General features: G+C 72.4%; 20 protein-coding genes and 1 rRNA gene. 6 read left to right on the top strand and 15 right to left on the bottom strand.

What is annotated here, in order from left to right; genetic code table 11:
• Positions 1-108: 108 nt before the first annotated feature.
• The 4 genes from OG715_RS29085 to OG715_RS29070 form a co-directional block, all read right to left on the bottom strand.
• A 16S ribosomal RNA gene (locus OG715_RS29085) occupies positions 109-1,632 on the bottom strand.
• A 443-nt stretch (positions 1,633-2,075) separates the two neighbouring features.
• The gene (locus OG715_RS29080; RefSeq protein WP_266274316.1) at positions 2,076-2,879 is read right to left on the bottom strand and encodes a DUF3710 domain-containing protein; all 804 of its coding nucleotides are present in this window, start codon (positions 2,877-2,879) and stop codon (positions 2,076-2,078) included.
• Between the two features lie 69 nt (positions 2,880-2,948).
• On the bottom strand, positions 2,949-3,416 hold the full coding sequence (dut, locus tag OG715_RS29075; protein ID WP_093860213.1) for a dUTP diphosphatase: 468 nt from the start codon (positions 3,414-3,416) through the stop codon (positions 2,949-2,951).
• A complete protein-coding gene (locus OG715_RS29070; RefSeq protein ID WP_266274700.1) occupies positions 3,413-3,985 on the bottom strand; it encodes a PaaI family thioesterase in 573 nt (190 codons plus the stop codon). Before OG715_RS29070 ends, dut begins: the two co-directional genes overlap by 4 nt.
• A 160-nt stretch (positions 3,986-4,145) precedes the next feature.
• Between OG715_RS29070 and OG715_RS29065 the strand changes: the two genes are divergently transcribed.
• Positions 4,146-4,595, top strand: coding sequence for a DUF3093 domain-containing protein (locus OG715_RS29065; protein WP_407661032.1), 450 nt, complete (start codon positions 4,146-4,148; stop codon positions 4,593-4,595).
• Positions 4,596-4,846: 251 nt separating this feature from the next.
• Here the strand turns inward: OG715_RS29065 and OG715_RS29060 are convergent, their stop codons facing one another.
• The 4 genes from OG715_RS29060 to OG715_RS29045 all read right to left on the bottom strand — a co-directional run bounded on the left by OG715_RS29060 (position 4,847) and on the right by OG715_RS29045 (position 8,968).
• Positions 4,847-5,146 carry a DUF4193 domain-containing protein gene (locus OG715_RS29060; protein WP_030396554.1) on the bottom strand — a complete coding sequence of 100 codons (300 nt, stop codon included), beginning with the start codon at positions 5,144-5,146 and terminating at the stop codon, positions 4,847-4,849.
• Positions 5,147-5,663: 517 nt separating this feature from the next.
• Positions 5,664-6,641 carry an acyl-ACP desaturase gene (locus tag OG715_RS29055; RefSeq protein ID WP_266274318.1) on the bottom strand — a complete coding sequence of 326 codons (978 nt, stop codon included), beginning with the start codon at positions 6,639-6,641 and terminating at the stop codon, positions 5,664-5,666.
• Positions 6,642-6,952: 311 nt separating this feature from the next.
• Positions 6,953-8,260, bottom strand: coding sequence for a sensor histidine kinase (locus OG715_RS29050; RefSeq protein WP_380518398.1), 1,308 nt, complete (start codon positions 8,258-8,260; stop codon positions 6,953-6,955).
• Between the two features lie 54 nt (positions 8,261-8,314).
• A complete protein-coding gene (locus OG715_RS29045; RefSeq protein WP_030396557.1) occupies positions 8,315-8,968 on the bottom strand; it encodes a response regulator transcription factor in 654 nt (217 codons plus the stop codon).
• Positions 8,969-9,470: 502 nt separating this feature from the next.
• On the opposite strand from OG715_RS29045, the gene OG715_RS29040 reads away from it, so the two are divergent.
• The gene (locus tag OG715_RS29040; protein ID WP_030301315.1) at positions 9,471-9,656 is read left to right on the top strand and encodes a hypothetical protein; all 186 of its coding nucleotides are present in this window, start codon (positions 9,471-9,473) and stop codon (positions 9,654-9,656) included.
• A 167-nt stretch (positions 9,657-9,823) separates the two neighbouring features.
• Here OG715_RS29040 and OG715_RS29035 read toward each other — a convergent pair whose 3' ends face one another.
• Complete coding sequence (locus OG715_RS29035) at positions 9,824-10,645, bottom strand: inositol monophosphatase family protein (RefSeq protein ID WP_266274704.1); 822 nt, start codon at positions 10,643-10,645, stop codon at positions 9,824-9,826.
• Between the two features lie 110 nt (positions 10,646-10,755).
• Positions 10,756-11,898 (bottom strand): ferrochelatase, encoded by a 1,143-nt coding sequence (locus OG715_RS29030; protein ID WP_266274319.1) that lies wholly within the window; start codon positions 11,896-11,898, stop codon positions 10,756-10,758.
• Between the two features lie 134 nt (positions 11,899-12,032).
• Between OG715_RS29030 and OG715_RS29025 the strand changes: the two genes are divergently transcribed.
• Both OG715_RS29025 and OG715_RS29020 read left to right on the top strand, forming a co-directional pair.
• The gene (locus OG715_RS29025; protein WP_266274320.1) at positions 12,033-13,289 is read left to right on the top strand and encodes an MFS transporter; all 1,257 of its coding nucleotides are present in this window, start codon (positions 12,033-12,035) and stop codon (positions 13,287-13,289) included.
• A gap of 92 nt (positions 13,290-13,381) precedes the next feature.
• Entirely contained in the window at positions 13,382-14,704 is a 1,323-nt protein-coding gene (locus tag OG715_RS29020) for a D-arabinono-1,4-lactone oxidase (protein ID WP_266274322.1), read from the top strand.
• 6 nt (positions 14,705-14,710) lie between these two features.
• Here OG715_RS29020 and OG715_RS29015 read toward each other — a convergent pair whose 3' ends face one another.
• The gene (locus OG715_RS29015; RefSeq protein ID WP_266274323.1) at positions 14,711-15,649 is read right to left on the bottom strand and encodes a hypothetical protein; all 939 of its coding nucleotides are present in this window, start codon (positions 15,647-15,649) and stop codon (positions 14,711-14,713) included.
• 516 nt (positions 15,650-16,165) lie between these two features.
• Between OG715_RS29015 and sepH the strand changes: the two genes are divergently transcribed.
• Positions 16,166-17,242 (top strand): septation protein SepH, encoded by a 1,077-nt coding sequence (sepH, locus tag OG715_RS29010; RefSeq protein WP_266274324.1) that lies wholly within the window; start codon positions 16,166-16,168, stop codon positions 17,240-17,242.
• 74 nt (positions 17,243-17,316) lie between these two features.
• Here sepH and OG715_RS29005 read toward each other — a convergent pair whose 3' ends face one another.
• Complete coding sequence (locus OG715_RS29005; RefSeq protein ID WP_266274325.1) at positions 17,317-18,177, bottom strand: sulfurtransferase; 861 nt, start codon at positions 18,175-18,177, stop codon at positions 17,317-17,319.
• Between the two features lie 164 nt (positions 18,178-18,341).
• Between OG715_RS29005 and OG715_RS29000 the strand changes: the two genes are divergently transcribed.
• Entirely contained in the window at positions 18,342-19,091 is a 750-nt protein-coding gene (locus OG715_RS29000) for a VOC family protein (RefSeq protein WP_266274326.1), read from the top strand.
• A gap of 47 nt (positions 19,092-19,138) precedes the next feature.
• Here OG715_RS29000 and OG715_RS28995 read toward each other — a convergent pair whose 3' ends face one another.
• The 3 genes from OG715_RS28995 to OG715_RS28985 all read right to left on the bottom strand — a co-directional run bounded on the left by OG715_RS28995 (position 19,139) and on the right by OG715_RS28985 (position 21,821).
• A complete protein-coding gene (locus OG715_RS28995) occupies positions 19,139-19,795 on the bottom strand; it encodes a thymidine kinase (protein ID WP_266274327.1) in 657 nt (218 codons plus the stop codon).
• A 33-nt stretch (positions 19,796-19,828) separates the two neighbouring features.
• Positions 19,829-21,013 carry an alkaline phosphatase family protein gene (locus tag OG715_RS28990; protein ID WP_266274328.1) on the bottom strand — a complete coding sequence of 395 codons (1,185 nt, stop codon included), beginning with the start codon at positions 21,011-21,013 and terminating at the stop codon, positions 19,829-19,831.
• A gap of 208 nt (positions 21,014-21,221) precedes the next feature.
• Positions 21,222-21,821 (bottom strand): DUF5998 family protein, encoded by a 600-nt coding sequence (locus OG715_RS28985; protein ID WP_266274329.1) that lies wholly within the window; start codon positions 21,819-21,821, stop codon positions 21,222-21,224.
• Positions 21,822-21,888 lie beyond the last annotated feature (67 nt).

The following is a 21,888-nucleotide window of genomic DNA, read 5'->3' as shown; positions in this document are numbered from 1 at the left end:
CGCCGAAGCAGTACTGACGGATGCCAACCAAGTGTGCCGAATAGTCAACGTTCCACCCATGAGCAACCGTGCAGGACATTCGCCTGCAAGCGGCACATTGCTCCTTAGAAAGGAGGTGATCCAGCCGCACCTTCCGGTACGGCTACCTTGTTACGACTTCGTCCCAATCGCTGGTCCCACCTTCGACGGCTCCTCCCCTTACGGGTTAGGCCACCGGCTTCGGGTGTTACCGACTTTCGTGACGTGACGGGCGGTGTGTACAAGGCCCGGGAACGTATTCACCGCAGCATGCTGATCTGCGATTACTAGCAACTCCAACTTCATGGGGTCGAGTTGCAGACCCCAATCCGAACTGAGGCCGGCTTTTTGGGATTCGCTCCGCCTCGCGGCATCGCAGCCCTTTGTACCGACCATTGTAGCACGTGTGCAGCCCAAGACATAAGGGGCATGATGATTTGACGTCGTCCCCACCTTCCTCCGAGTTGACCCCGGCAGTCTCCTGTGAGTCCCCATCACCCCGAAAGGCATGCTGGCAACACAGAACAAGGGTTGCGCTCGTTGCGGGACTTAACCCAACATCTCACGACACGAGCTGACGACAACCATGCACCACCTGTATACCGACCACAAGGGGGCGACCATCTCTGGCCGTTTCCGGTATATGTCAAGCCTTGGTAAGGTTCTTCGCGTTGCGTCGAATTAAGCCACATGCTCCGCTGCTTGTGCGGGCCCCCGTCAATTCCTTTGAGTTTTAGCCTTGCGGCCGTACTCCCCAGGCGGGGAACTTAATGCGTTAGCTGCGGCACCGACGACGTGGAATGTCGCCAACACCTAGTTCCCAACGTTTACGGCGTGGACTACCAGGGTATCTAATCCTGTTCGCTCCCCACGCTTTCGCTCCTCAGCGTCAGTAATGGCCCAGAGATCCGCCTTCGCCACCGGTGTTCCTCCTGATATCTGCGCATTTCACCGCTACACCAGGAATTCCGATCTCCCCTACCACACTCTAGCCTGCCCGTATCGAATGCAGACCCGGGGTTGAGCCCCGGGCTTTCACATCCGACGCGACAGGCCGCCTACGAGCTCTTTACGCCCAATAATTCCGGACAACGCTCGCACCCTACGTATTACCGCGGCTGCTGGCACGTAGTTAGCCGGTGCTTCTTCTGCAGGTACCGTCACTTGCGCTTCTTCCCTGCTGAAAGAGGTTTACAACCCGAAGGCCGTCATCCCTCACGCGGCGTCGCTGCATCAGGCTTTCGCCCATTGTGCAATATTCCCCACTGCTGCCTCCCGTAGGAGTCTGGGCCGTGTCTCAGTCCCAGTGTGGCCGGTCGCCCTCTCAGGCCGGCTACCCGTCGTCGCCTTGGTAGGCCATTACCCCACCAACAAGCTGATAGGCCGCGGGCTCATCCTGCACCGCCGGAGCTTTACACCCGGGACCATGCGGTCCCAGGTCATATCCGGTATTAGACCCCGTTTCCAGGGCTTGTCCCAGAGTGCAGGGCAGATTGCCCACGTGTTACTCACCCGTTCGCCACTGATCCACCCCGAAGGGCTTCACCGTTCGACTTGCATGTGTTAAGCACGCCGCCAGCGTTCGTCCTGAGCCAGGATCAAACTCTCCGTGAATGTTTACTCGGCCCAATGATTAGAAGGGGCCGGTCAGCACTCGCGTCGAGCGGCACGGCAACCACCGGAATATGGGGTCCCGCGCACTGCGTCCTCGCTAGTGTTTTACTTCAAAAGGAATCTCCAACCCCAGGAAACCCTGAGGCCGGGGATGTCAACATATCTGGCGTTGACTTTTGGCACGCTGTTGAGTTCTCAAGGAACGGACACTTCCTTCAGGCGGCTTTCACACCGGCCCTCCGGGCGCTTCGTTCTTTCGTGTTTCAAGCTTATCAGATGTTTTCCGCTCCGTTTTCCGGAGTTTCATTCAGCCGACTTCGCTTTCCGCTTGTCCCCGCTCTCTCGCGGCGACTCCGGAACTGTACGGGGACGGGAGCGTCAGAAGCAAATCGCCCCCGCCCGGTGGTCCGGGCGGGGGCGATCGGCGTGCTGGGGCGCTGTGCTCAGCGGACCTCGGTGATCTCCGGGCCGCGGGCGAACGGGTCGATCGAGTTGCCGCCGAAGCGGTTCTCGCCCTCACCGGTGGCAGCGACGGCGCCGCCGCCGTCGGCGACCATCTGCGCGTCCTCGGGGAGCTTCAGCACGATCGGGTCGCGGGGCGCCATCGGGGTCTCGCCGCGGACGACGACCGTCTGCCGGAAGACCTGCTCCAGGATCCCGCCCATCTCGGGCTGGACCGCGGCCTGGCCGGAGATGACACCGCGCAGGAACCAGCGCGGACCGTCGCAGCCGACGAAGCGCACCAGCTGCACGCCCTGCGTGCCGTCCGGCAGCTGCACCGGGACCTGGGCGCGGAGGTGCCAGCCCAGCGGGCCCTCCTCCTCCTCGACGATGCCGCCCTGCGAGGTGATGCCGTTGGCGATCTCCTCGCGGACCTCGCCCCAGATGCCCTCCGACTTGGGGGCCGCGAAGGCCTGAAGCTGGATGGCGCTGCTGCCGAGGACCAGGGTCGCGGCCACGATCGCGTCGCCGGCCACCTCTACCCGGAGCTCCATGCCCTCGACACCGGGGACCAGCAGGCCGCCGAGGTCGACGCGGCCCTCCTCCGGGTTCTCCAGCTCGGAGTGGTCCCACGGACCGTCCGGACGCGGGGCCGGCGGCAGGCCGACCCGGTCCGTCGGGTCCAGCTCGGTCACGTTCTCGCTCTCGGCGGAACCTTCGACGTCATCGGCCGTCTCGTCGGCGCTGATGGCGTCGTCGGCGAGCTGCTCGACAGCGTCCTCGCTCTTCTGGCGACGACGGAACACGGTCACTGTCCTTCCCGGTCCAAGACCGATGCGAATACCTGCTCGGCTTCCTGCGAGGCCGCGGGCAGCCTAGACCGCTGCGTGGCCACCGGTCGACCCGAACCCGCCCTCGGCCCGTGCCGACCCCGGGAGCTCGGCCACTTCGTGGAAGCGGGCCTTCTCGACCTGCTGGACGACCAGCTGGGCGATCCGGTCCCCTCGACGGAAGCTGACGGCCTCGCGCGGGTCCAGATTGACGACGATCACCTTGATCTCTCCACGGTACCCGGCATCGACCGTCCCTGGGGCGTTCACCAGAGCAACGCCGCAACGAGCTGCCAGTCCGGACCGGGGGTGGACGAACGCGGCGTAGCCGTCGGGCAACGCGATGGCGATGCCGGTGGGCAGCACCGCCCGCTCGCCGGGGGCCAACTCCGCGTCCACGGTGGTCCGCAGGTCGGCGCCGGCGTCGCCGGGCTGCGCGTACTCGGGCAGCGGCAGCTCGGGGTCGAGCCGGCGGATCAGGACGTCGAGGGGCTCGCGGGGGGTGGTGCTCAAGGGTTCACCTCAAAGGTTCGGGCGCGCTGCATCAGGTCGGGGTCGTCGAGGACCTTCTCGATGTCCTCGGGACGACCGTGCTTGGTGAAGTGTTCCAGCTTCACCTGGATGAAGAGTGCCCGTGCGCGCACGGCGACGGGGCCGTCGGGGCCGCCGATCCGCGCCTCGGCGGCGCTGTAGATCTTCCGGCCGTGCGCACCGGTTATCCAGGCCCGCAGGTGCAGCGTGGAGCCGACCGGCACCGGGGACAGGAAGTCGGTCTCCAGCCGGCCGGTGACGGCGGGGACGTGCAGCAGCCAGTTGAGCGTGCCGAGGGTCTCGTCCATGGCCGTGGTCAGCAGGCCGCCGTGGGCCAGCCCGGGGCCGCCCTGGTGCTCCGGGCGGACGGTGAACTCGGCGGTGACGTCGAGGCCCGTCCCGGCGACCGCGTCGATCCGCAGTCCGCCGGGGTGCTGCGGGCCGCAGCCGAAGCAGTGCTCGTAGTGGGAGCCGAGGCGGGTGCCGGGGGCCGGGGCCTCGGGCGCGCGCTGCGGGAGGACGGCCTCCGGCGGGGGCGTCGCGGGCGACACCGGGTGGGCCGGGGCCGCGGACTCGCTGGGGGCGGCGGGGGTCAGGGGCGCGGTGGGGGCAGTCGAACCGGTCACGGCGCCCCACCCTACCGACCGGTAGCCGTGCCGGGGGCGGGGGTTGCGTCCGGGGCCCGGTGTATCGACGCCCACAATGGGGGGCATGTACGACGAACGCCTCACCGCGCCGCGCTCCTGGTGGCTGTTCCCGGTCCTGATCGGCCTCACGCTCGCCCTGATCCTGCTGCGGATCAGCGCGGTGGGCGCCCTGGTCGGGCTGGTGGTCGGCATCGCCGCCGGCGCCGCCGCGATCAGCAGTTACGGCTCCGCCCGGATCCGGGTGGTCCAGGGCTCCCTGGTGGCCGGCCCGGCCCGGATCCCGGTGGACGCCCTCGGCGCCGCCCACGCGCTCGGTCCGACGGAGGCCGCCGCCTGGCGCGGCCCCAAGGCCGATCCGCGGGCCTTCATGCTGCTGCGCAGCTACGTGCCGACCGCGCTCCGGGTCGAGGTCAGCGATCCGGCCGACCCGACGCCCTACCTCTACCTCTCCACCCGCTCGCCGATGAAGCTCGCCGAGGCCCTGGACGAGGCCCGCCGGAACGCCCGCGCCTGAGCGGGGCCCGCGGGGAAACGCCCGGGCCGGACCGGACGGAACCCGGGCCGGGACAGACGGAAAGGGACGGTACCGCCTCGCGGTACCGTCCCTCGGCGTCTCCGGGAGACGCGTTTCCATCCGTCCGGATGACTGGTGCGTCCGTCGGGACGGACGCCGGAGCTGCCGTCCGGCCCCGCTGCCCGGGGCCGGAAGGGGCGTCGCACCGGTCTCGCGGACACCGCGAGGCCCGAGTCATGACGCCCTGGTCCTCAGGCGCCGCAGTCCCGGCAGATCGGGTTGCCGTTCTTCTCGCTGTACAGCTGGCTGCGGTGGTGGACCAGGAAGCAGCTCATGCAGGTGAACTCGTCGGCCTGCCGCGGCAGCACCCGGACGGAGAGTTCCTCGTTCGAGAGGTCCGCGCCGGGGAGCTCCATGCCCTCGGCCGCCTCGAACTCGTCGACGTCGACCGCGTTGCCGCCCTTGTCGTTCCTGCGGGCCTTGAGCTCCTCGATGCTGTCCTCGTTGAGCTCATCGTCGGTCTTGCGTGGGGTGTCGTAGTCGGTAGCCATATTTCGCTCTCCCCCTCCGGGTTGTGCGGTGTGTGCGGTATCTCCAGCGCACGTAACGCATGGGGGGTCGGTCTTGTGCCCGACCCGAGGCGGAGATTTTGCCTTACTTCAAGCCCTGTTACTCAATCGACACTCAGCCGGGGGTCCGCCGGGATGATCCACTTGGGCGCCCGGAGCCTCACCCAGGGCCATCGGCGGAACGCGTCGGCGGGCGCCCGGCGGACACGCTCCGTGAGCGAAGGCCCCCCGCGCGCCCGCCAATTCCCTTGCCCACCAGGGCGGGGAGCCAATCCTTCGCCCCGCCTCCGATCGCCGTTCCGCTCACGGACGGCGATCGGGACGGTCGGAGCGATGATCACTCTCCGGGGTTGTCCGACCCTTCGGAGCGACGTGGTGTGAGCTTGGTCACGTTCGCTCCCGGGCCGGGCAAAACATTGAAAATCCGCCCAAGCCAGTACGTCTGCGGCGACGCCCGGAGAGGCGTCCGGAGGGTCGTCCGCAGGGGCGTCCGCCGCGCCTACTGCTTCCGGGCCGCGACGCGCGCCAGCCGGGCCGCCTGCCGCTCGTCGAACTTGGTCGCCTGGGCGTCCAGTCCGTCGAGGAAGACGCCGAGCTCCTCCTGGGCCCGCAGGCCCTCGGGGCCGAGGCCACCGATCTCCATCACCTTGAGGTGGCGCAGCACGGGCTGCAGCACGTCGTCGAGGTGGATGCGGAGGTTGTAGACGCCGCCGAGGGCGATCTGGGCGGCGGCCCGCTCGAAGCCGGGGATGCCGTGGCCGGGCATCCGGAAGTCGGTCACCACGTCGGCGATGGCGCGCATGGCCTGGTCGGGGGCGATCTCCAGGGCGGCCTTCAGCAGGTTCCGGTAGAAGACCATGTGCAGGTTCTCGTCGTTGGCGATCTTCGCGAGCAGCTGGTCCGCCAGCGGGCAGCCGGCGTAGTGGCCGGTGTTGCGGTGCGAGATGCGGGTGGCGAGCTCCTGGAAGGCCACGTAGGCGACCGACTGCAGCATGCTGTGCGCGTTGTCGGAGACGAAGCCCTCCGACATGTGGGACATCCGCGCCCGCTCCAGCTCGTCCGGGTCGACGGCCCGGGTGGTGAGCAGGTAGTCGCGAATCGCTATTCCGTGCCGCCCCTCCTCCGCCGTCCAGCGGTGGACCCAGGTGCCCCAGGCGCCCTCGCGGCCGAACATGGTCGCGATCTCGTGGTGGTAGCTCGGGAGGTTGTCCTCGGTGAGCAGGTTGACCACCAGCGAGACCCGGCCGAGCGGGGTCACCTTGGAGTCGCCGGGCTCCCAGGCCTCGCCGCCCAGCACGCCGGGGAAGTCGCGCCCGCGGCTCCAGGGCACGAACTCGTGCGGCATCCACTCCTTGGCGACCTTGAGGTGGCGGTCGAGCTCCTTCTCGACGACCTCTTCGAGGGCCAGGATCAGTCGCGCGTCGGTCCAGGCGCTCGAACCGAGCGAGGTACTGCGCTGCACGGGGGCGATGGTCACGGGTCTGGCTCCTGGGGGAGGTCACGCGCCGGAGGAGCGCGTTGGACGGGCACACCGGAGTACTGGGGCAACCACACTTACGGTTGCGTAGGTTACGACACCGTAAGTTGCCCGGACCGGAAAAGACAAGCCGCCCCCGCCAGGGCTTATGTCGTCTTGACAGGCCTGGCGGGGGCGGCTGGGAACGGTCGGCGCACGGAGGTCGCCCGCCCCGGGCGGCGGAGGGCCCCGAGAAGGGCCGTGAGGGGGTCGTGACGGCTCCGGGAGCCGCCCGGCGTGCCCGAGTGCGGGAGGGGTTCCGGGGGCGCTCGCTAGATACCGGGGATGCGCACGCGCATGGTGAGACCGCCGCCGGCGCGCGGGGTCGCCTCGATGGTGCCGTTGTGCGCCCGGACCACCGAGCGGACGATCGAGAGGCCGAGGCCGACCCCCTTGTCGCTGCGGGTGCGGTCGGCGCCCTTGACCCGGCGGAACGGCTCGAAGATGTGCTCCAGCTCGTAGCCGGGCACCACCGGACCGGTGTTGGAGACCACCAGCTCGCCGCCGCCGGGGACCGGGGCGGTGGTGATCTCGACCCAGCCGTCCGGGGAGTTGTAGCGGACGGCGTTCTGGAGCAGGTTGAGCGCGATCCGCTCCAGCAGGATGCCGTTGCCGGCGACCATCGCCGGGTGCAGCGTGGCGCGCAGGTCGACCTCGCGCTTCACGGCCTCGGCCCTGGTCTGCTCCAGTGCCCGGGTGGCGGCCTCGGACAGCTCCACCGGGCGGCGGTCGGTCAGCTCGTTGTCGCTGCGGGCGAGCAGCAGCAGGCCCTCGACCAGTTGCTCGCTGCGCTCGTTGGTGGCCAGCAGGGTCTTGCCGAGCTGCTGGAGGTCGGCCGAGGCGGCCGGGTCGGAGAGCTGGACCTCCAGCAGGGTGCGGTTGATCGCCAGCGGGGTGCGCAGCTCGTGCGAGGCGTTGGCGACGAAGCGGCGCTGGGAGTCGAAGGACCGGTCCAGCCGCTCCAGCATGTCGTCGAAGGTGTCCGCGAGCTCCTTGAGCTCGTCGTCCGGGCCGTCCAGCTCGATCCGCCGGTGCAGGTCGGAGGAGGCGACCTCGCGGGCGGTGCGGGTGATCCGGCCGAGCGGGCGCAGCACCCGGCCGGCCATCGCGTAGCCGGCCGCGAAGGCGATCGCGGCCAGGCAGACCAGCATGGTGAGGGTCTTGCGCAGCAGCATGTTGAGTGCGGCGTTGGCCTTGTCCGTGTGGCTGTTGGCCAGGTACTGGTTGAACCCCTCGGTGCTCATCCAGGTGCCGTTCACCCGGACGCCGCCCGGTCCGAAGTCCAGGGTCAGCGGCCGGACGTCCTGCATGGCCTGCCGTACGAAGACGTACATCAGCAGCAGCAGCACCACTCCGGCCATCAGGAACATCCCGCCGTAGAGCAGGGTGAGCCGGATCCGGATGGTCGGGCGGAAGGGCAGCCAGGCGAGCATGCCGTCACCGGGCACGTAGCTCTCGCCCTGGTGCAGCCGGGGGGCGCGCGGCGGGTGGGGCGGCCTGGGCGGGACGGTCCGGCCGGGCACGGCGCGCCCGCCGGAGGGCGCGCCGGAGGGCCCGCCGGCCGAGGGCGGGGTGGTCATGATGGTCCTCTCGGGGCGTCCGCCGGGGCGGGCGCGGGGTGGGGGCGGGTCCGGTCAGATCCGGTAGCCGGAACCGGGCACGGTGACGATCACCGGCGGGTCGCCGAGCTTGCGGCGCAGGGTCATCACGGTGACCCGCACGACGTTGGTGAACGGGTCGGTGTGCTCGTCCCAGGCCTTCTCCAGCAGCTGCTCGGCGGAGACGACGGCTCCGCCGGCCCGCATCAGCACCTCCAGGACGGCGAATTCCTTGGGGGCGAGCTGGACCGGGCGGCCGTCCCGGATGACCTCGCGGCGGCCCGGGTCGACCGAGATGCCGGCCCGTTCCAGGATCGGGGGCAGCGGGACGGTGGCACGGCGGCCCAGGGCGCGGACCCGGGCGACGAGTTCGCTGAAGGCGAACGGCTTCGGAAGGTAGTCGTCCGCCCCGATCTCCAGACCCTCGACCCGGTCGCTGATGTCGCCGGAGGCGGTCAGCATGATCACCCGGGTGGCGAGGCCCTGCTCGACCACGCTGCGGCAGACATCGTCGCCGTGGACCAGGGGCAGGTCGCGGTCGAGGACGACCACGTCGTAGTCGTTGACCGCGATGCGCTGGAGCGCGGCCTCCCCGTCGTACACCACGTCGACGGCCATCGCCTCGCGGCGCAGACCCGTGGCGACTGCCTCGGCGAGCAGCTGCTCGTCCTCGACGACGAGAACCCGCACGGTCGTTGTCCCTTCTCCAGGCCGGCCCCGGAGGCGGACGCACGGCTCCGACGGTGCCTCCATCCTGCCTGGTCCTGCGGTAAAGCAGCGATAAGCTGCCCCGGAGGCAGGTCCGCCCGCGGGTGGCGCCGGGCACGCGGCGGGGTCCGCCGACGGGGTCCGCGGCGGGGTCCGCACCCGGATTCGCACCGGGGTTCGTGGCGGGAACAGTCCGGTTGGACTGTGACGCGGGCAACTTTCTCGCGGCAGGAGGTTTCCCGACCCCCGGGGCGGGGAGGACAGCTGCACACCCGCGATCCGGTTTCTGAGCCGATCGCACCCACCCGCCGTGCGTTCATCCGCGCCGGCCCTGGGGCTCGGGGCGTCACGGGAGCGGCCGAGGGCCGTCTCCGCGCCCGACCGGACATCTTCACCGAGCCGGATCGGACGCTTCCGCTGGCTACCGCACACCTGGGGCAGGGGGCGCACGACCGTGCACGTCCGACACAGTAAGGGGGCCCGTATGGACGCCTTCACCGCCGGAATCCTGCAGCGCATCGCCAACGCCGAGCAGGACCTGCACCGCGCGATCGAGGCCGGGGACGAGTTCCTCGCCGAGGTGGAACAGTCCGAGCTGGACGATCTGCGCCGTCTCGCCGCCGAGCACGGCGTGGACACGGTGCTGGAGCGCCACCGCACCGCCGCCTGATCCCCCGACCGCCCGACCCGTCGCCGGACCTCCGGCACCAGCGGCCCTACGGGGGCCGTGCGAAAACCCAGGCCCTGGCATCCCCCGTATGTCAGGGCTCTTCGCTGCCCGGGCGTCCCCCGCCGGGTCCGCCCGGGGAGGGCGGCCCGGCGGGGTCCCGGTCGGCGTCACCCGGTGGGCGCCGCCCGGTCCGCCCAGGCCCGCAGGGCGGCCAGCCGCTCCTGGAGCGGCTCGTACACCCCGGGCGCGGCGGCCACGGTCAGCTCGCCGTCCGGGCCGTGCCCGGGGCGGCCGCCGACCAGGGCGCCGGCCTCGGCCGCGATCAGGCAGCCCGCCGCCCGGTCCCAGGGGGCCAGGCCGCGCTCGTAGTAGCCGTCCAGCCGGCCCGCCGCGACGTCGCAGAGGTCCACGGCCGCGGCGCCGGCCCGGCGGATGTCGCGCACCTCGGGCATCAGGGCGAGCACCACCTCCGCCTGCCGCACCCGCACCTCCCGGACGTAGGCGAAGCCGGTGCCGATCAGCGCCTGGCCCCACGGCGGCGCCGGCCGGGCGGAGAGCGGCTGCCCGTCCCGGTACGCCCCGCGGCCGATCACGGCGTGGAACAGCTCGCCGCGGGCCGGGGCATACACCACCCCGACCACCGCGCGCCCGTCCAGCTCGGCGGCCACGCTGACCGCCCAGGACGGCAGCCCGTACAAGTAGTTGACCGTGCCGTCGAGCGGGTCGACGACCCAGCGCACACCGCTGGTGCCGGGCCGCTCGGCGCCCTCCTCGCCGAGGTAGCCGTCCTCGGGCCGGCGGGCCGCGACCAGTTCCAGGACGAGCTTCTCCGAGGCCAGGTCCATCTCGGTCACCACGTCGACCGGGCTGCTCTTGGTGCCGGCCACACCGAGGTCGGCGGGCCGGCCGTCGAGCAGCAGCGCCCCGGCCCGGCGGGCGGCGTCCAGGGCGACGTCGAGCAGCTCGTCGAGCAGGGCGGGGTCGGGCACGGCGGGGCTGGACACGGGCTTCTCCTCCGGGAGGCGGGGCGGTCGGTGCTCGGCGGTCGTCGGTACTCGACGGCGGTCAGTGTTCGGCAACGGTCGGTGCCCGGCGACGGTCAGTGCTCGGCGACGGCCGGGCGGGGTGCGCGCGGGTTGGGGCAGCAGGCCACCGCGCAGACGTCGTGGCTGGGGCCGAGCGCGCCCAGGGCGCAGCGTGACACCGGCTCGCCGCGCTCGGCGGCGGCCCGCTCCAGGACGAGCTCGCGGACGGCGGCGGTGAACCGGGGGTCGGCCCCGACGGTGGCGGCCCGGGCGACCGGCAGGCCCAGCTCGGCGGCCCTGGCCGTCGCCTCGGTGTCGAGGTCGTACTTGACCTCCATGTGGTCGGAGACGAAGCCGATCGGGACCATCACCACGGCCGGGGCGCCGTCGGCGTGCTGCGTCTCCAGGTGGTCGCAGATGTCGGGCTCCAGCCACGGGATGTGCGGGGCGCCGCTGCGGCTCTGGAAGACCAGCTCCCAGGGGCGGTCCGCGACACCGGTGCGTTCGGCGACGGCGGCGGCGACCAGCCGGGCCACGTCCAGGTGCTGGGCGACGTAGGCGCCGCCGGGGCGGCCCCGGGCCGGGTCGTCCGGGGCTCCGGAGGTCTCGGCCATGGTGTCCGGGATCGAGTGGGTGGTGAACGCCAGCCGGGCGCCGGCCCTGGCCTCCTCGGGCAGCCGGTCCAGGGCGGCCAGGGTGGCCTCGGTCATCGGCTCGACGAAGCCGGGGTGGTTGTAGAAGTGCCGCAGCTTGTCGACCCGGAGCTCCGGCAGGCCCTCGGCGGCCAGGGTCGCCAGCGCGTCGGCGAGGTTCTCCCGGTACTGGCGGCAGCCGGAGTAGCCGGCGTAGGCGCTGGTAGCGAGGACGGCGATCCGGCGGTGCCCGTCGGCGGCCAGCTCGCGCAGGGTGTCGACCAGGTAGGGCGCCCAGTTCCGGTTGCCCCAGTACACCGGCAGGTCGAGCCCGTGCTCGGCGAAGTCCTTGCGCAGCGCGGCCAGCAGTTCGCGGTTCTGCTCGTTGATCGGGCTGACACCGCCGAACAGGAAGTAGTGCTTGCCCACCTCCCGGAGCCGTTCCTTGGGGATCCCCCGACCGCGGGTGACGTTCTCCAGGAACGGCACGACGTCCTCGGGGGCCTCCGGCCCGCCGAAGGAGAGCAGCAGCAGGGCGTCGTACGGGGCGGCGCCGGTGAGGGAGGTGTTGCGCGCGTCGGACATGGGACCGATCCTGCCACTGTGGGCCGGGGGGCCGATGCCGGGACGGCGCCCGGTGTCCGGAAAATACCGATTGCCAAGGTTCGTAAGCTGTGTTTGCCAGCCTCGTCCCTTACCCCCCGATTTGCGGAGCTACCGTGCTGTCCAGCTACCGCCAGATATTCGCCGCCCCCGGCACTCTGGCCTTCTCGTCCAGCGGCTTCATAGCCAGGTTGCCGATCTCGATGACCGGCATCGGCATCGTCACGATGCTCTCCCAGCTGAGAGGCTCCTACGGCATCGCGGGCCTGGTGTCGGCAACGCTGGCGGTCTCGGCGGCGGTCCTGGGGCCGATGGTCTCCTGGCTGGTCGACCGGCACGGGCAGCGCCGGGTCGCCGTGCCGGCGACCGTCATCACGATCGCCGCCGCGACCGGACTGCTGCTCTGCGCCCACTTCTCGGCGCCGACCTGGACGCTGTTCCTCTTCGCGATCGGCATGGGCGGGATGCCCAGCACCGGCGCCATGGTCCGCGCGCGCTGGGCGCACCTCTACCGGGACGAGGCGCCCAAGCTGCACACCGCCTACTCCTTCGAGGCGGTGGTCGACGAGGTCTGCTTCATCGTCGGCCCGATCCTGTCGATCGGACTGGCCACCGCCGTCTTCCCCGAGGCGGGCGTCCTGCTCGCCGGGGTCTTCCTCGCCGTCGGCATCACCCTGTTCACCGCCCAGCGGCGGACCGAGCCGCCGCTGCACCCCGCGCACGCCCATTCCGGCCGCAGCGCGATCCTGAACGGCGGCCTGATCGTCCTGGTGCTGACCTTCGTCGCCACCGGGGCGATCTTCGGCTCGGTCGAGGTGGTGACCGTCGCCTACGCCGAGGACCAGGGCCACAAGGCGATCTCCAGCGTGATCCTGGCGCTCTGGGCGCTCGGCTCCTGCGTGGCCGGCTTCGTGTTCGGCACCCTGAAGCTCAGCGGGTCGATGGCGAGCCGGTTCTTCGGCGGGGTGGTCTTCATGGCGGTCAGCATGGTTCCGCTGCTGCTGGTCGCCGAGTCGGTGAGCGGGATCGGCGGCCTGGTCGCGGTCGGCGGCGCGCTGCTGATCGCGGGCATCGCGATCTCCCCCACCCTGATCACCGCGATGGCCCTGGTCGAGCGGCTGGTCCCGGCCGCCAAGCTGACCGAGGGCATGACCTGGACGACCACCGGACTGGCGATCGGCGTCGCGGTCGGCTCCTCGGTCGGCGGCTGGACGGTCGACGGCGCGGGCGCGGCGGCCGGCTACTGGGTCCCGCTGACCGCCGGGGTGTTCGGCGTGCTGACGGCGGCGGCCGGGCTCAAGCGGCTGCGGGCCGGGCTGGACGCCGAGCCGGGCAGCCCCGCGTCCGCCGAAACCGTGGACCTCGGACGCTGACCTGCCTTACCCTCCTCCCTACCTGCGGCCTACCCGTGGGTAGGGAACGAGGTGAGCCGACACCCGTTCGGCCACGGAGCAGGAGGCGCGCAATGCCCCAGGCCAGTACCGCTGCCCGGACCCGCTGGACCAACTGGGCGGGCAACCAGAGCACCGTGCCCGCCCGGGTGGTCACCCCCGGCAGTGCGGAGGAGCTGGCCAAGGAGATCCTGCGCGCCGCCGACCGGGGCGAGAGCGTCAAGGCGGTCGGTTCGGGCCACTCCTTCACCGCGATCGCCTCCGCCGGGAACGGCGTCCTGGTCCGGCCGCACGGGCTGACCGCCGTCCGCGGGATCGACCACGCGAACGGCACCGTCACCGTCGAGGCCGGACTCCCGCTGCACCGGCTCAACCGGCTGCTCGCCGCCGCGGGCCTCTCGCTCACCAACATGGGCGACATCGAGGTGCAGACCGTGGCCGGCGCCACCAGCACCGGCACCCACGGCACCGGCCGGGACTCCGGGTCGCTGGCCGCCCAGATCCGCGGGCTGGAGATCGTGCTCGCCGACGGGAGCGTCCGGCACTGCTCCCCCACCGAGCACCCGGAGCTGTTCGAGGCCGCCCGGCTCGGCCTCGGCGCACTCGGCGTGATCACCGCGCTCACCCTCGCCGTCGAACCGGCCTTCCTGCTCACCGCGCACGAGCAGCCGATGCGCTTCGACGAGGTGCTGCACCGGCTGGACGACCTCACCGCCGTCAACGAGCACTTCGAGTTCTACTGGTTCCCGCACACCGACCGCTGCGCCACCAAGCGCAACAACCGCAGCCAGGGACCGGCCGCGCCGCTGCCCCGGTTCAAGGAGTGGCTGGAGGACGACTTCCTCTCCAACACCGTCTGGGAGGGCGCCTGCCGGGTCGGCCGCCGCTTCCCCGCCTCGGTGCCGACGATCGCCGCGCTGGCCAGCCGCGCCTGGTCGGACCGCAGCTACACCGACACCGCCCACCGGGTCTTCACCAGCCCGCGCAAGGTGCGCTTCGTCGAGATGGAGTACGCGGTGCCGCGCGCCTCGGTGGGCGAGGTGCTGCGCGAGCTGCGGGCCACGGTCGAGCGGTCCCGCTGGAGGATCAGCTTCCCGGTCGAGGTGCGGTTCGCCCCGGCCGACGAGGTCTGGCTCTCCACCGCCCACGGCCGGGACACCGCGTACATCGCCGTCCACCTCTACCGGGGCACCGCGGAGCAGGGGTACTTCACGGCGGTGGAGCGGCTGATGACCGAGCACGGCGGCCGGCCGCACTGGGGCAAGCTGCACACCCGGGACGCCGAGTACCTCGCCGGGGTCTACCCTCGCTTCGCGGAGTTCACCGCGCTGCGCGACGAGCTCGATCCGGACCGCCGCTTCGGCAACGACTACCTGCGCCGGGTGCTGGGGGCCTAGCCCCGCTCACGACGGCTCGGGCGCCTGCGGCACCTGGGGTGCCCGGGGCGTCGTCGCCGGGTCCGGTGCGGGCGGGGGGACGACGGCGGTGGTCGGCTCCGGGGGCTTCGGGGTCGCGCCGCCGGACGGCTTCGCGGAGGCGTTCCCGCCGCCGGACGGGGCCGGGGGCGTGGCCGGCGCGGACGGCTCGCCGGAGGGGCGGGCCGAGGGGGATCCGGAGGACGGCGCGGACGGCGTCGCCCCGGAACCGCCCGAGGCGCCGGAGGACGGGGAGGCCGTCGGGGCGGAGGACGGCCCCTCCCCCGCCGAACCCTGCCCGGCACCGGGGCTCGGCCGACCGGAGGCCCCGCCGTCCCGGCCGGCCGGGGGCGAGGGCACGGCGGCCGGCCCGGAGGGCGGCGCGTCGCCCGGCGGCTTCCGGTCGACCCGGCCGCCCAGCGAGGTGCCGGTGCCCGACTCGCCCTGGACCGTCGCCGACACCGGCCGGCCGGTCGCGAGCTCGAAGGCGAGGATCGGCACCATAGCGACCGTGAACACCAGGGCCGAGACGGCCGCGTACGTCTTCCAGCCCCACCGGCGCCGCGCCCGGACCACCCTCGGCGTGCTCCACTCGGCCGAACCGGGCGGCGGGGCCGGATCGGCCGCGCCCGGCTCCGGCGCCTGCCGCAGCCCGTTCACCAGCTGCCCCGGACCGGTGGCCCGGTCGACCGCGCCGCGCAGCTGCTCCCCGGTGCGCCGGAAGAGGTGCTGGAACAGCGCCCCGCCGGTGGTCGCGCCGATACTCACCACCGCCGCGCCGAGAATGGTTCCGTACACGCCGAGTTCGGACGCGAGCACCGCCCCCACCACGGTGGCCAGCGCACTGGCGGCGACCTGAGTCCCACTCAGATCAATTCGCCTGCGACCTTCCTCCGCCCCGGCCCGTTCGGGCTTCTGCTCCGGCATCGACATCCCTCGCGTCAGTACGACTGTCCTTCGAACAAGTCACTCCATCCTGCCCAAAGAAGGACACAAGGGTCGAAAATGCGGTTCTTCGCGAGAGATATATGTGAAGATGATCACCGTTCATCGGTCGATCCTCGGCCATTGGGGTCGTGCGCTCTTGAGATTCCCGTGAATCGCGGGAGACTTGAGCGGCGAGCCGCCCCTTCGGATGCCACGAATGGAGTACTGTTCGTAAAGCCTGAGCCCAGGTCGACTTGTCGACTGCCCATCAACCGGCAGCTTGACAAGGAGTGGTGGCGCAGGCGCGCACGGCGACACCGGTCCCGGATCGTCGCGTCACTCCACGTGCGAGGACGGTCGGGGCACCCAGGCGCGACGTCGACGGATGACGTGGCAAAAAGGCAACCGTGCCACAGCGGTGTGGCCGGGCGTAAGCCCGACACGCCGGGGAACTCAGCAAGGTTGTGGCCAGTCGCGAGTGGGCAGGCCACACTCAGTACGGGAGCAGCGACGCAGGTGACGTCGGCAGGCACCACCCGGGAGGTAAGCGTGCCCGAACTGCGGGTTGTGGCCGTCAGCAACGACGGCACACGGCTGGTGCTCAAGGCTGCCGACAGCACCGAGTACACCCTCCCCATCGACGAGCGGCTGCGGGCCGCCATCCGTGGTGACCGGCCGCGCCTCGGCCAGATCGAGATCGAGGTCGAGAGCCACCTCCGCCCCCGGGACATCCAGGCGCGGATACGAGCCGGTGCCTCCGCCGAGGAGGTCGCCCAGGCCGCCGGTATCTCCGTCGACCGGGTCCGCCGCTTCGAGGGTCCGGTGCTGGCCGAGCGCGCCTTCATGGCCGAGCGGGCCCGCAAGACCGCGATCCGCCGGCACGGCGAGGCCCCCGGCCCCCAGCTGGGCGAGGCGGTCTCCGAGCGGCTCGCGCTGCGCGGCGCCGAGAAGGAGACCGAGCGCTGGGACTCCTGGCGGCGCGACGACGGCACCTGGGAGGTCATCCTCTCCTACCGGGCCGACGGCGAGGGCCGCAGCGCGGCCTGGACGTACGACCCGCCCCGGCGACTGGTGCAGCCCAACGACGACGAGGCCCGCGCGCTGATCGGCGAATCGGTCGAGCGCGAGGAGGATTCGGTCTTCCCGTTCATCCCGCGGATCGCCCGACTCCCCCACGACCGGCCGCTGCGCCCGATGATCGACCGGCCCTCGGCCGACCGGATCATGTCGTCCCGCGAGGTCCGGGAGTCCCGGGAGGCGACGGCCGAGTCCAGGGACTCGCTGACCAGCCTGCTGGACGTGGTGCCCGCCTTCCGCGGCGACCTCGCGGTCGGCGCGCCGCCGCCGGTCGAGCCGGCGCCCGCCGAGGTGGCCCAGGAGGAGGCGGAGCCCGCGGCCGCCGCCCCGGCGGTCGGTGCGGGCTCGGCGTACGCGGACATCCTGATGCCCCGCGCGGTGGCACCGCACCGGGAGCGACTGGTCGGCACCACCGACCGCCAGGCCGAGGCCGACGGCGTGCGGCCCGGGCGCCGGGCCACCGTGCCGAGCTGGGACGAGATCGTCTTCGGCAGCCGGCGCAAGAAGCAGGAGTAGCAGGGCCGCAGGACAGCAGAGCGGCGCGAAGGCGCGGACGACCCCGGTCGTCCGCGCCTTCGGCGTTCGTCGGCTCAGCCGGGCTGGTCGGTGACGGCGACCGGGCGGGCCTCGTCACTGGACCACTCGCTCCACGAGCCCGGGTAGAGGGTGGCCGGAAGGCCGGCCACCGCGAGCGCCAGGATCTGGTGCGCGGCCGTCACCCCGGAGCCGCAGTAGACGGCGGTGCCCCGCTCCCCCGCGCCCAGCTCCCGGAACCGGGCGGCGAGTTCGGCGGCCGGGCGGAAGCGGCCGTCCGGGCCGACGTTCTCGGTGGTCGGCGCGGAGACCGCGCCGGGGATGTGACCGGCCCTCGGGTCGATCGGCTCGGTCTCGCCCCGGTAGCGCTCCCCCGCCCGGGCGTCCAGCAGCAGCGCCTCCCGGGCCCAGGCGGCGGCGCCGTCGGCGTCGACCACCGGCAGCTGTCCCGGGACCGGCTTGAAGTCGCCGTCCCCGGCGGGCGGCACCTCGGTGGTGACCGGCAGACCGGCCGCCTGCCAGGCCGCGAAGCCGCCGTCCAGCACCCGGACGTCCGGGTGCCCGGCCCAGCGCAGCAGCCACCAGGCGCGGGCGGCGGCCAGCGAGGTGGCGCCGTCGTAGACCACCACCGGGCGGTCGGCCGAGACGCCGAGGCGGCGCAGCGCGGCGCCGAACTCCTCCGGATCGGGCAGCGGGTGGCGTCCGCCGCGCCCGGGCGGGCCGGCCGGGGCGGCGAGGTCGGTGTCGAGGGAGACGAAGCGGGCGCCGGGCAGGTGGCCGGCGGTGTAGTCCTCGATGCCGGGCGGACCGCCCAGCTGCCAGCGCACATCGAGCAGGACCGGCGGGCGGCCGGAGTCGAGCGACTCCCGCAAACCGGTCACCGACACCAGGGGGGAGTCATCGTGATTGGTCGTCATGGCGGCCATTCTGGCGCAGCGCCGGAATGCCCGGCGGGGCGGCGCTCTTTGTGCGCTCTTTGCCGGATTTTCCGCGCGGCCCGAGGGTTCGACGAGCGCCACGGTGGAAGCATCACCCTCACTGCGCCGTTTCGTGCGCCGACCGCCCGTTGAGGAGACCTGTCATGCCCGCGCTGACACTCCGGCTGGCCCAGGGCACCCCGTGCTGGGTCAGCCTGATGACCGACGACCTGCCCGGTGCCCGGGCCTTCTACGGCGAACTGCTCGGCTGGACCTTCGCCCCGGGACCGGCGCAGCTCGGCGAGTACGTCCGGGCCCGCCTCGGCGAGGAGCCGGTGGCCGGGCTCGGAGTGTCCGAGGTGGCCGGCTTCCCGGTGCAGTGGACCAGTTACTTCGCGGTGGACGACGCGGACCGCGCGGCCCAGTTGGTGCGGGAGTGCGGCGGCACGGTCGCGGTCGGGCCGCTCCAGGCGGAGCGGGCCGGGCGGCTGGCGATCGCGGCCGACGTCTCCGGCGCGGTGTTCGGACTCTGGCAGGGCGAGGAGCACCTCGGCCGGGAGAGCGGGCCGGGGGCGGGCGGACCGGCCTGGGCGGAGCTGCTCACCCCGGACGCGGACGGCGCGGCCGCGTTCTACCGGGCGGTGCTCGGGGTGCCGGTGGCCGAGGCCGAGGGCGGGTCGGCGCTGCTGGTCGGCGGCCGGCCGGTGGCCGGGATCCGGCACGGCGCCGAGCTGCGCGGCCACCCGCCGCGCTGGCGCACCCACTTCGCGGTGGCCGACGTCGGTCTGACGGCCCGGCGGGCGGTCGAGCTGGGCGGCCGGGTGCTGGTGGCACCGCAGGACACGCCGCGCGGCCGGGCGGCCCGGCTGGCGGACCCGCGCGGCGGGCACTTCTCGGTGCTGCAGACGGGCTGACGGCGCGGGCCTGCGACTCGGGCCCGCGGCTGCTTCGGGCCCGCGACTCAGGCCTGCTGCTCCTCGAAGGGGAGGACGTCCGGGGAGAGCACGGCGGCACGGGCGGTGGCCGAGGTCAGGCGGCGGCGGTGGTGGCGTCGGCAGAGCACCTCGTAGCCGACCTCGTCCTCGCGGACCGAGATGTCGCCGATGACGACCTGCGCCCCCTCGACCACCATGACCCCGCCGACGGTACGGGCGTTGTGGGTGGCCCGGGCGCCGCACCAGCAGAGCGCCTCGACCTGGAGCACCTCGACCCGGTCGGCGAGTTCGATCAGCCGCTGGGAGCCGGGGAAGAGCCGGGTGCGGAAGTCCGTGGTGATGCCGAAGGTGTAGACGTCGATGTCGAGTTCGTCGACCACCCGGGCCAGCTGGTCGATCTGCCCCGGGTCGAAGAACTGGGCCTCGTCGCAGATCAGGTAGTCCACCCGGCCGCCGGCCGAGAGCCGCTGCACCACGTGGGCGTGGAAGTCGAACTCGTCGGCCACCTCGACCGCGTCGGCGCGCAGGCCGAGCCGGCTGGAGATGGTGGCAGCGCCGGCCCGGTCGTTGCGGGTGAGGATGATCCCCTGCCGGCCGCGGGCGGCGTGGTTGTGGTCCATCTGGAGCGCGAGGGTCGACTTCCCGCAGTCCATCGTGCCGGAGAAGAACACCAGTTCAGCCATGGGTGGTGCAAGGGCCTTTCACGTCGGGGGAGTTCAGCGGCGGAATTCGAGCAGTGGCACGAACTGCTCGACCGGGGTCATCGAACCGTGCAGGCCGATCATCGCGGACTCGCCGGGCTCGTTGCGGGAGGCGACGACGGCGATGTCGTCGCGGGCGGCGGCGACCACGTCGCCGATCCGGTGGTAGACCCGGTCGTCCACGGTGGGGCCGAACCAGCCGGCCTCGATCGCCTGGTCCCTGGTGGCCACCCACATCCGGTCGCCGAGCACCTCGCTCCAGACCGTGTGCACGTCGGCGGCGGCGCCCGGGACGGCGTAGACGTGGCGGGCGCGGCCCTCGCCGCCGAGCAGGGCGACGCCGGCGCCGAGCTCCCAGTCCTCGTCGAAGTCGATCCGGTCCTCGGGGGCGATGTCGATCATGCCGTGGTCGGCGGTGACGTACATCACCGAGCGCGGGGGCAGCTGTTCGGCGAGCCGGCGGGCCAGCCGGTCGACCGCGTCCAGCGTCATCCGCCACTCGTCCGAGTCCACCCCGAAGCGGTGGCCCGCGCCGTCGAGTTCGCTGACGTACGTGTAGACGAGCGCCCGGTCGTGCTCGGCCAGCCAGGCGGCGGCCCGGTCCATCCGCTCCTCGCCGGTGGTGCGGCCGAGGAAGGTGCCGCCGGAGAGCGCGACCCTGGTGAGCGGGGTCTGCGCGAACAGCGGGGAGGACACCTGGGCGGTGGCCACCCCGGCGGCGTGCACCTGCTGGAAGACGGTGGGGTACGGCTGCCAGACGGCCGGGTCGGTCGGCGGCTGCCAGCGCAGCTGGTTCATCAGGTGCCCGGCGCCGGGCACCGCCACCGTGTAGCCGGCCAGGCCGTGCAGACCGGGCGGGGTGCCGGTGCCGACCGAGGCCAGCGAGGTGGCGGTGGTGGACGGGAAGCCCGCGGTCAGCGGCCGGCCGGTGCCGCCGAGCGAGCCGGCCGTCAGTGAGGTGAGGAACGGCGCGTACTCGGGGTGGCGCAGCAGCAGCTCCCAGCCGAGGCCGTCGACCAGGAAGACCACCGCGCGGTCGGCGGGCGCGAGCGGCAGCGCGGCGGTGAAGCCGGGCACGCCGAGGCCGGCCGCGACCGAGGGCAGCAGGTCGCAGAGCGAGCCGCTGCCGTAGGGCGGCGCGGGCGCGGTGGCGGGGTCGAGGAGCTCGAAGGCGTCGTGACCGTCGGGGGCGAAGGGCATGGTGGCGGGGGTGGCTTCCTGGCTGGCCGGAGCGGTCCGGACCTGTGGCGGGCGGTGTCCGGACGGCGGCGGGTCGGCGGCGGTCGGCGCGCGACCGTGCGGGGCGGCGCCGGTCGGCGCGGTGGTGCGGGTCTGTGCAGGTCTCTGTGGGTCTGTGCAGGTCTCTGCGGGCCTGTGCGGGTCTGTGCGGGTCTCTGCGGGGTGGGGGTCAGACCCGGGGGCCGCTGGTGACGGTCGCCTCGGAGAGGGCGCGGGCGAAGACCAGGGCCTGGGCCACCGTCTCCGGTCCGTCGCCGGCCTCGCTGACCCGCAGGGACAGGTCGTCGGCGGTGGCGGAGCCGGTGTAGCCGTGGTCCGCCTCGCAGTTCGGGTCGGAGCAGCCGGCCGGTTCGAGGTCGAGCCGCTGGACCGCGCCCCAGCCGATGGTCAGCACCACCTCGCGGGGCAGCGTGCCCGGGGTGTAGGTCTCCGGGTTGGCGACCGTCCGGCTGACCACCACGGAGTTGATCCGGTCAAGCCGGACGCTCTCGGTGGAGGTGGTGGCGATCGGGACGGCCGGGCTGCTGCCGTCCCCGGTCTGCTCGTCGGTGTGGCTGACCACGAAGCGGGTCGGGGTCAGCACCAGGACGGTGACGTGCCGACGCACCTCGTTGGCGTCGAAGGTGGTCTCCTGGTGCACCAGGTAGGAGCTGATCGGCTCGGGACCCACCGCGGACTCGACCGCCTCGGACACCAGGGCCGGGTAGTAACCGCTGCGCTCGATCGCGGAACGCAGGTCCTGTGTGGTGGTGGTACCGGTCTTCGCCATAACTCCATCCTGGCATGGTCCCCCGACGAAGCGGGCGGCACGGCGCCGAGCTTCGGACAACGGCGCC

The sequence above is a fragment of the Kitasatospora purpeofusca genome, assembly GCF_036010405.1.
In the GTDB taxonomy this organism is placed as follows: domain Bacteria; phylum Actinomycetota; class Actinomycetes; order Streptomycetales; family Streptomycetaceae; genus Kitasatospora; species Kitasatospora purpeofusca.
This window is presented reverse-complemented; position numbering and strand designations above follow the sequence as displayed.

What these genes read in the sequence shown, in the direction of transcription:
- OG715_RS29065 (WP_407661032.1), top strand. Translation starts at nt 4,146, where the DNA reads ATGTACGACGAACGCCTCACCGCGCCGCGCTCCTGGTGGCTGTTCCCG.
- OG715_RS29060 (WP_030396554.1), bottom strand. Translation starts at nt 5,146, where the DNA reads ATGGCTACCGACTACGACACCCCACGCAAGACCGACGATGAGCTCAAC.
- OG715_RS29050 (WP_380518398.1), bottom strand. Translation starts at nt 8,260, where the DNA reads ATGACCACCCCGCCCTCGGCCGGCGGGCCCTCCGGCGCGCCCTCCGGC.
- OG715_RS29040 (WP_030301315.1), top strand. Translation starts at nt 9,471, where the DNA reads ATGGACGCCTTCACCGCCGGAATCCTGCAGCGCATCGCCAACGCCGAG.
- OG715_RS29030 (WP_266274319.1), bottom strand. Translation starts at nt 11,898, where the DNA reads ATGTCCGACGCGCGCAACACCTCCCTCACCGGCGCCGCCCCGTACGAC.
- OG715_RS29020 (WP_266274322.1), top strand. Translation starts at nt 13,382, where the DNA reads ATGCCCCAGGCCAGTACCGCTGCCCGGACCCGCTGGACCAACTGGGCG.
- OG715_RS29015 (WP_266274323.1), bottom strand. Translation starts at nt 15,649, where the DNA reads ATGCCGGAGCAGAAGCCCGAACGGGCCGGGGCGGAGGAAGGTCGCAGG.
- OG715_RS29005 (WP_266274325.1), bottom strand. Translation starts at nt 18,177, where the DNA reads ATGACGACCAATCACGATGACTCCCCCCTGGTGTCGGTGACCGGTTTG.
- OG715_RS29000 (WP_266274326.1), top strand. Translation starts at nt 18,342, where the DNA reads ATGCCCGCGCTGACACTCCGGCTGGCCCAGGGCACCCCGTGCTGGGTC.
- OG715_RS28995 (WP_266274327.1), bottom strand. Translation starts at nt 19,795, where the DNA reads ATGGCTGAACTGGTGTTCTTCTCCGGCACGATGGACTGCGGGAAGTCG.
- OG715_RS28990 (WP_266274328.1), bottom strand. Translation starts at nt 21,013, where the DNA reads ATGCCCTTCGCCCCCGACGGTCACGACGCCTTCGAGCTCCTCGACCCC.
- OG715_RS28985 (WP_266274329.1), bottom strand. Translation starts at nt 21,821, where the DNA reads ATGGCGAAGACCGGTACCACCACCACACAGGACCTGCGTTCCGCGATC.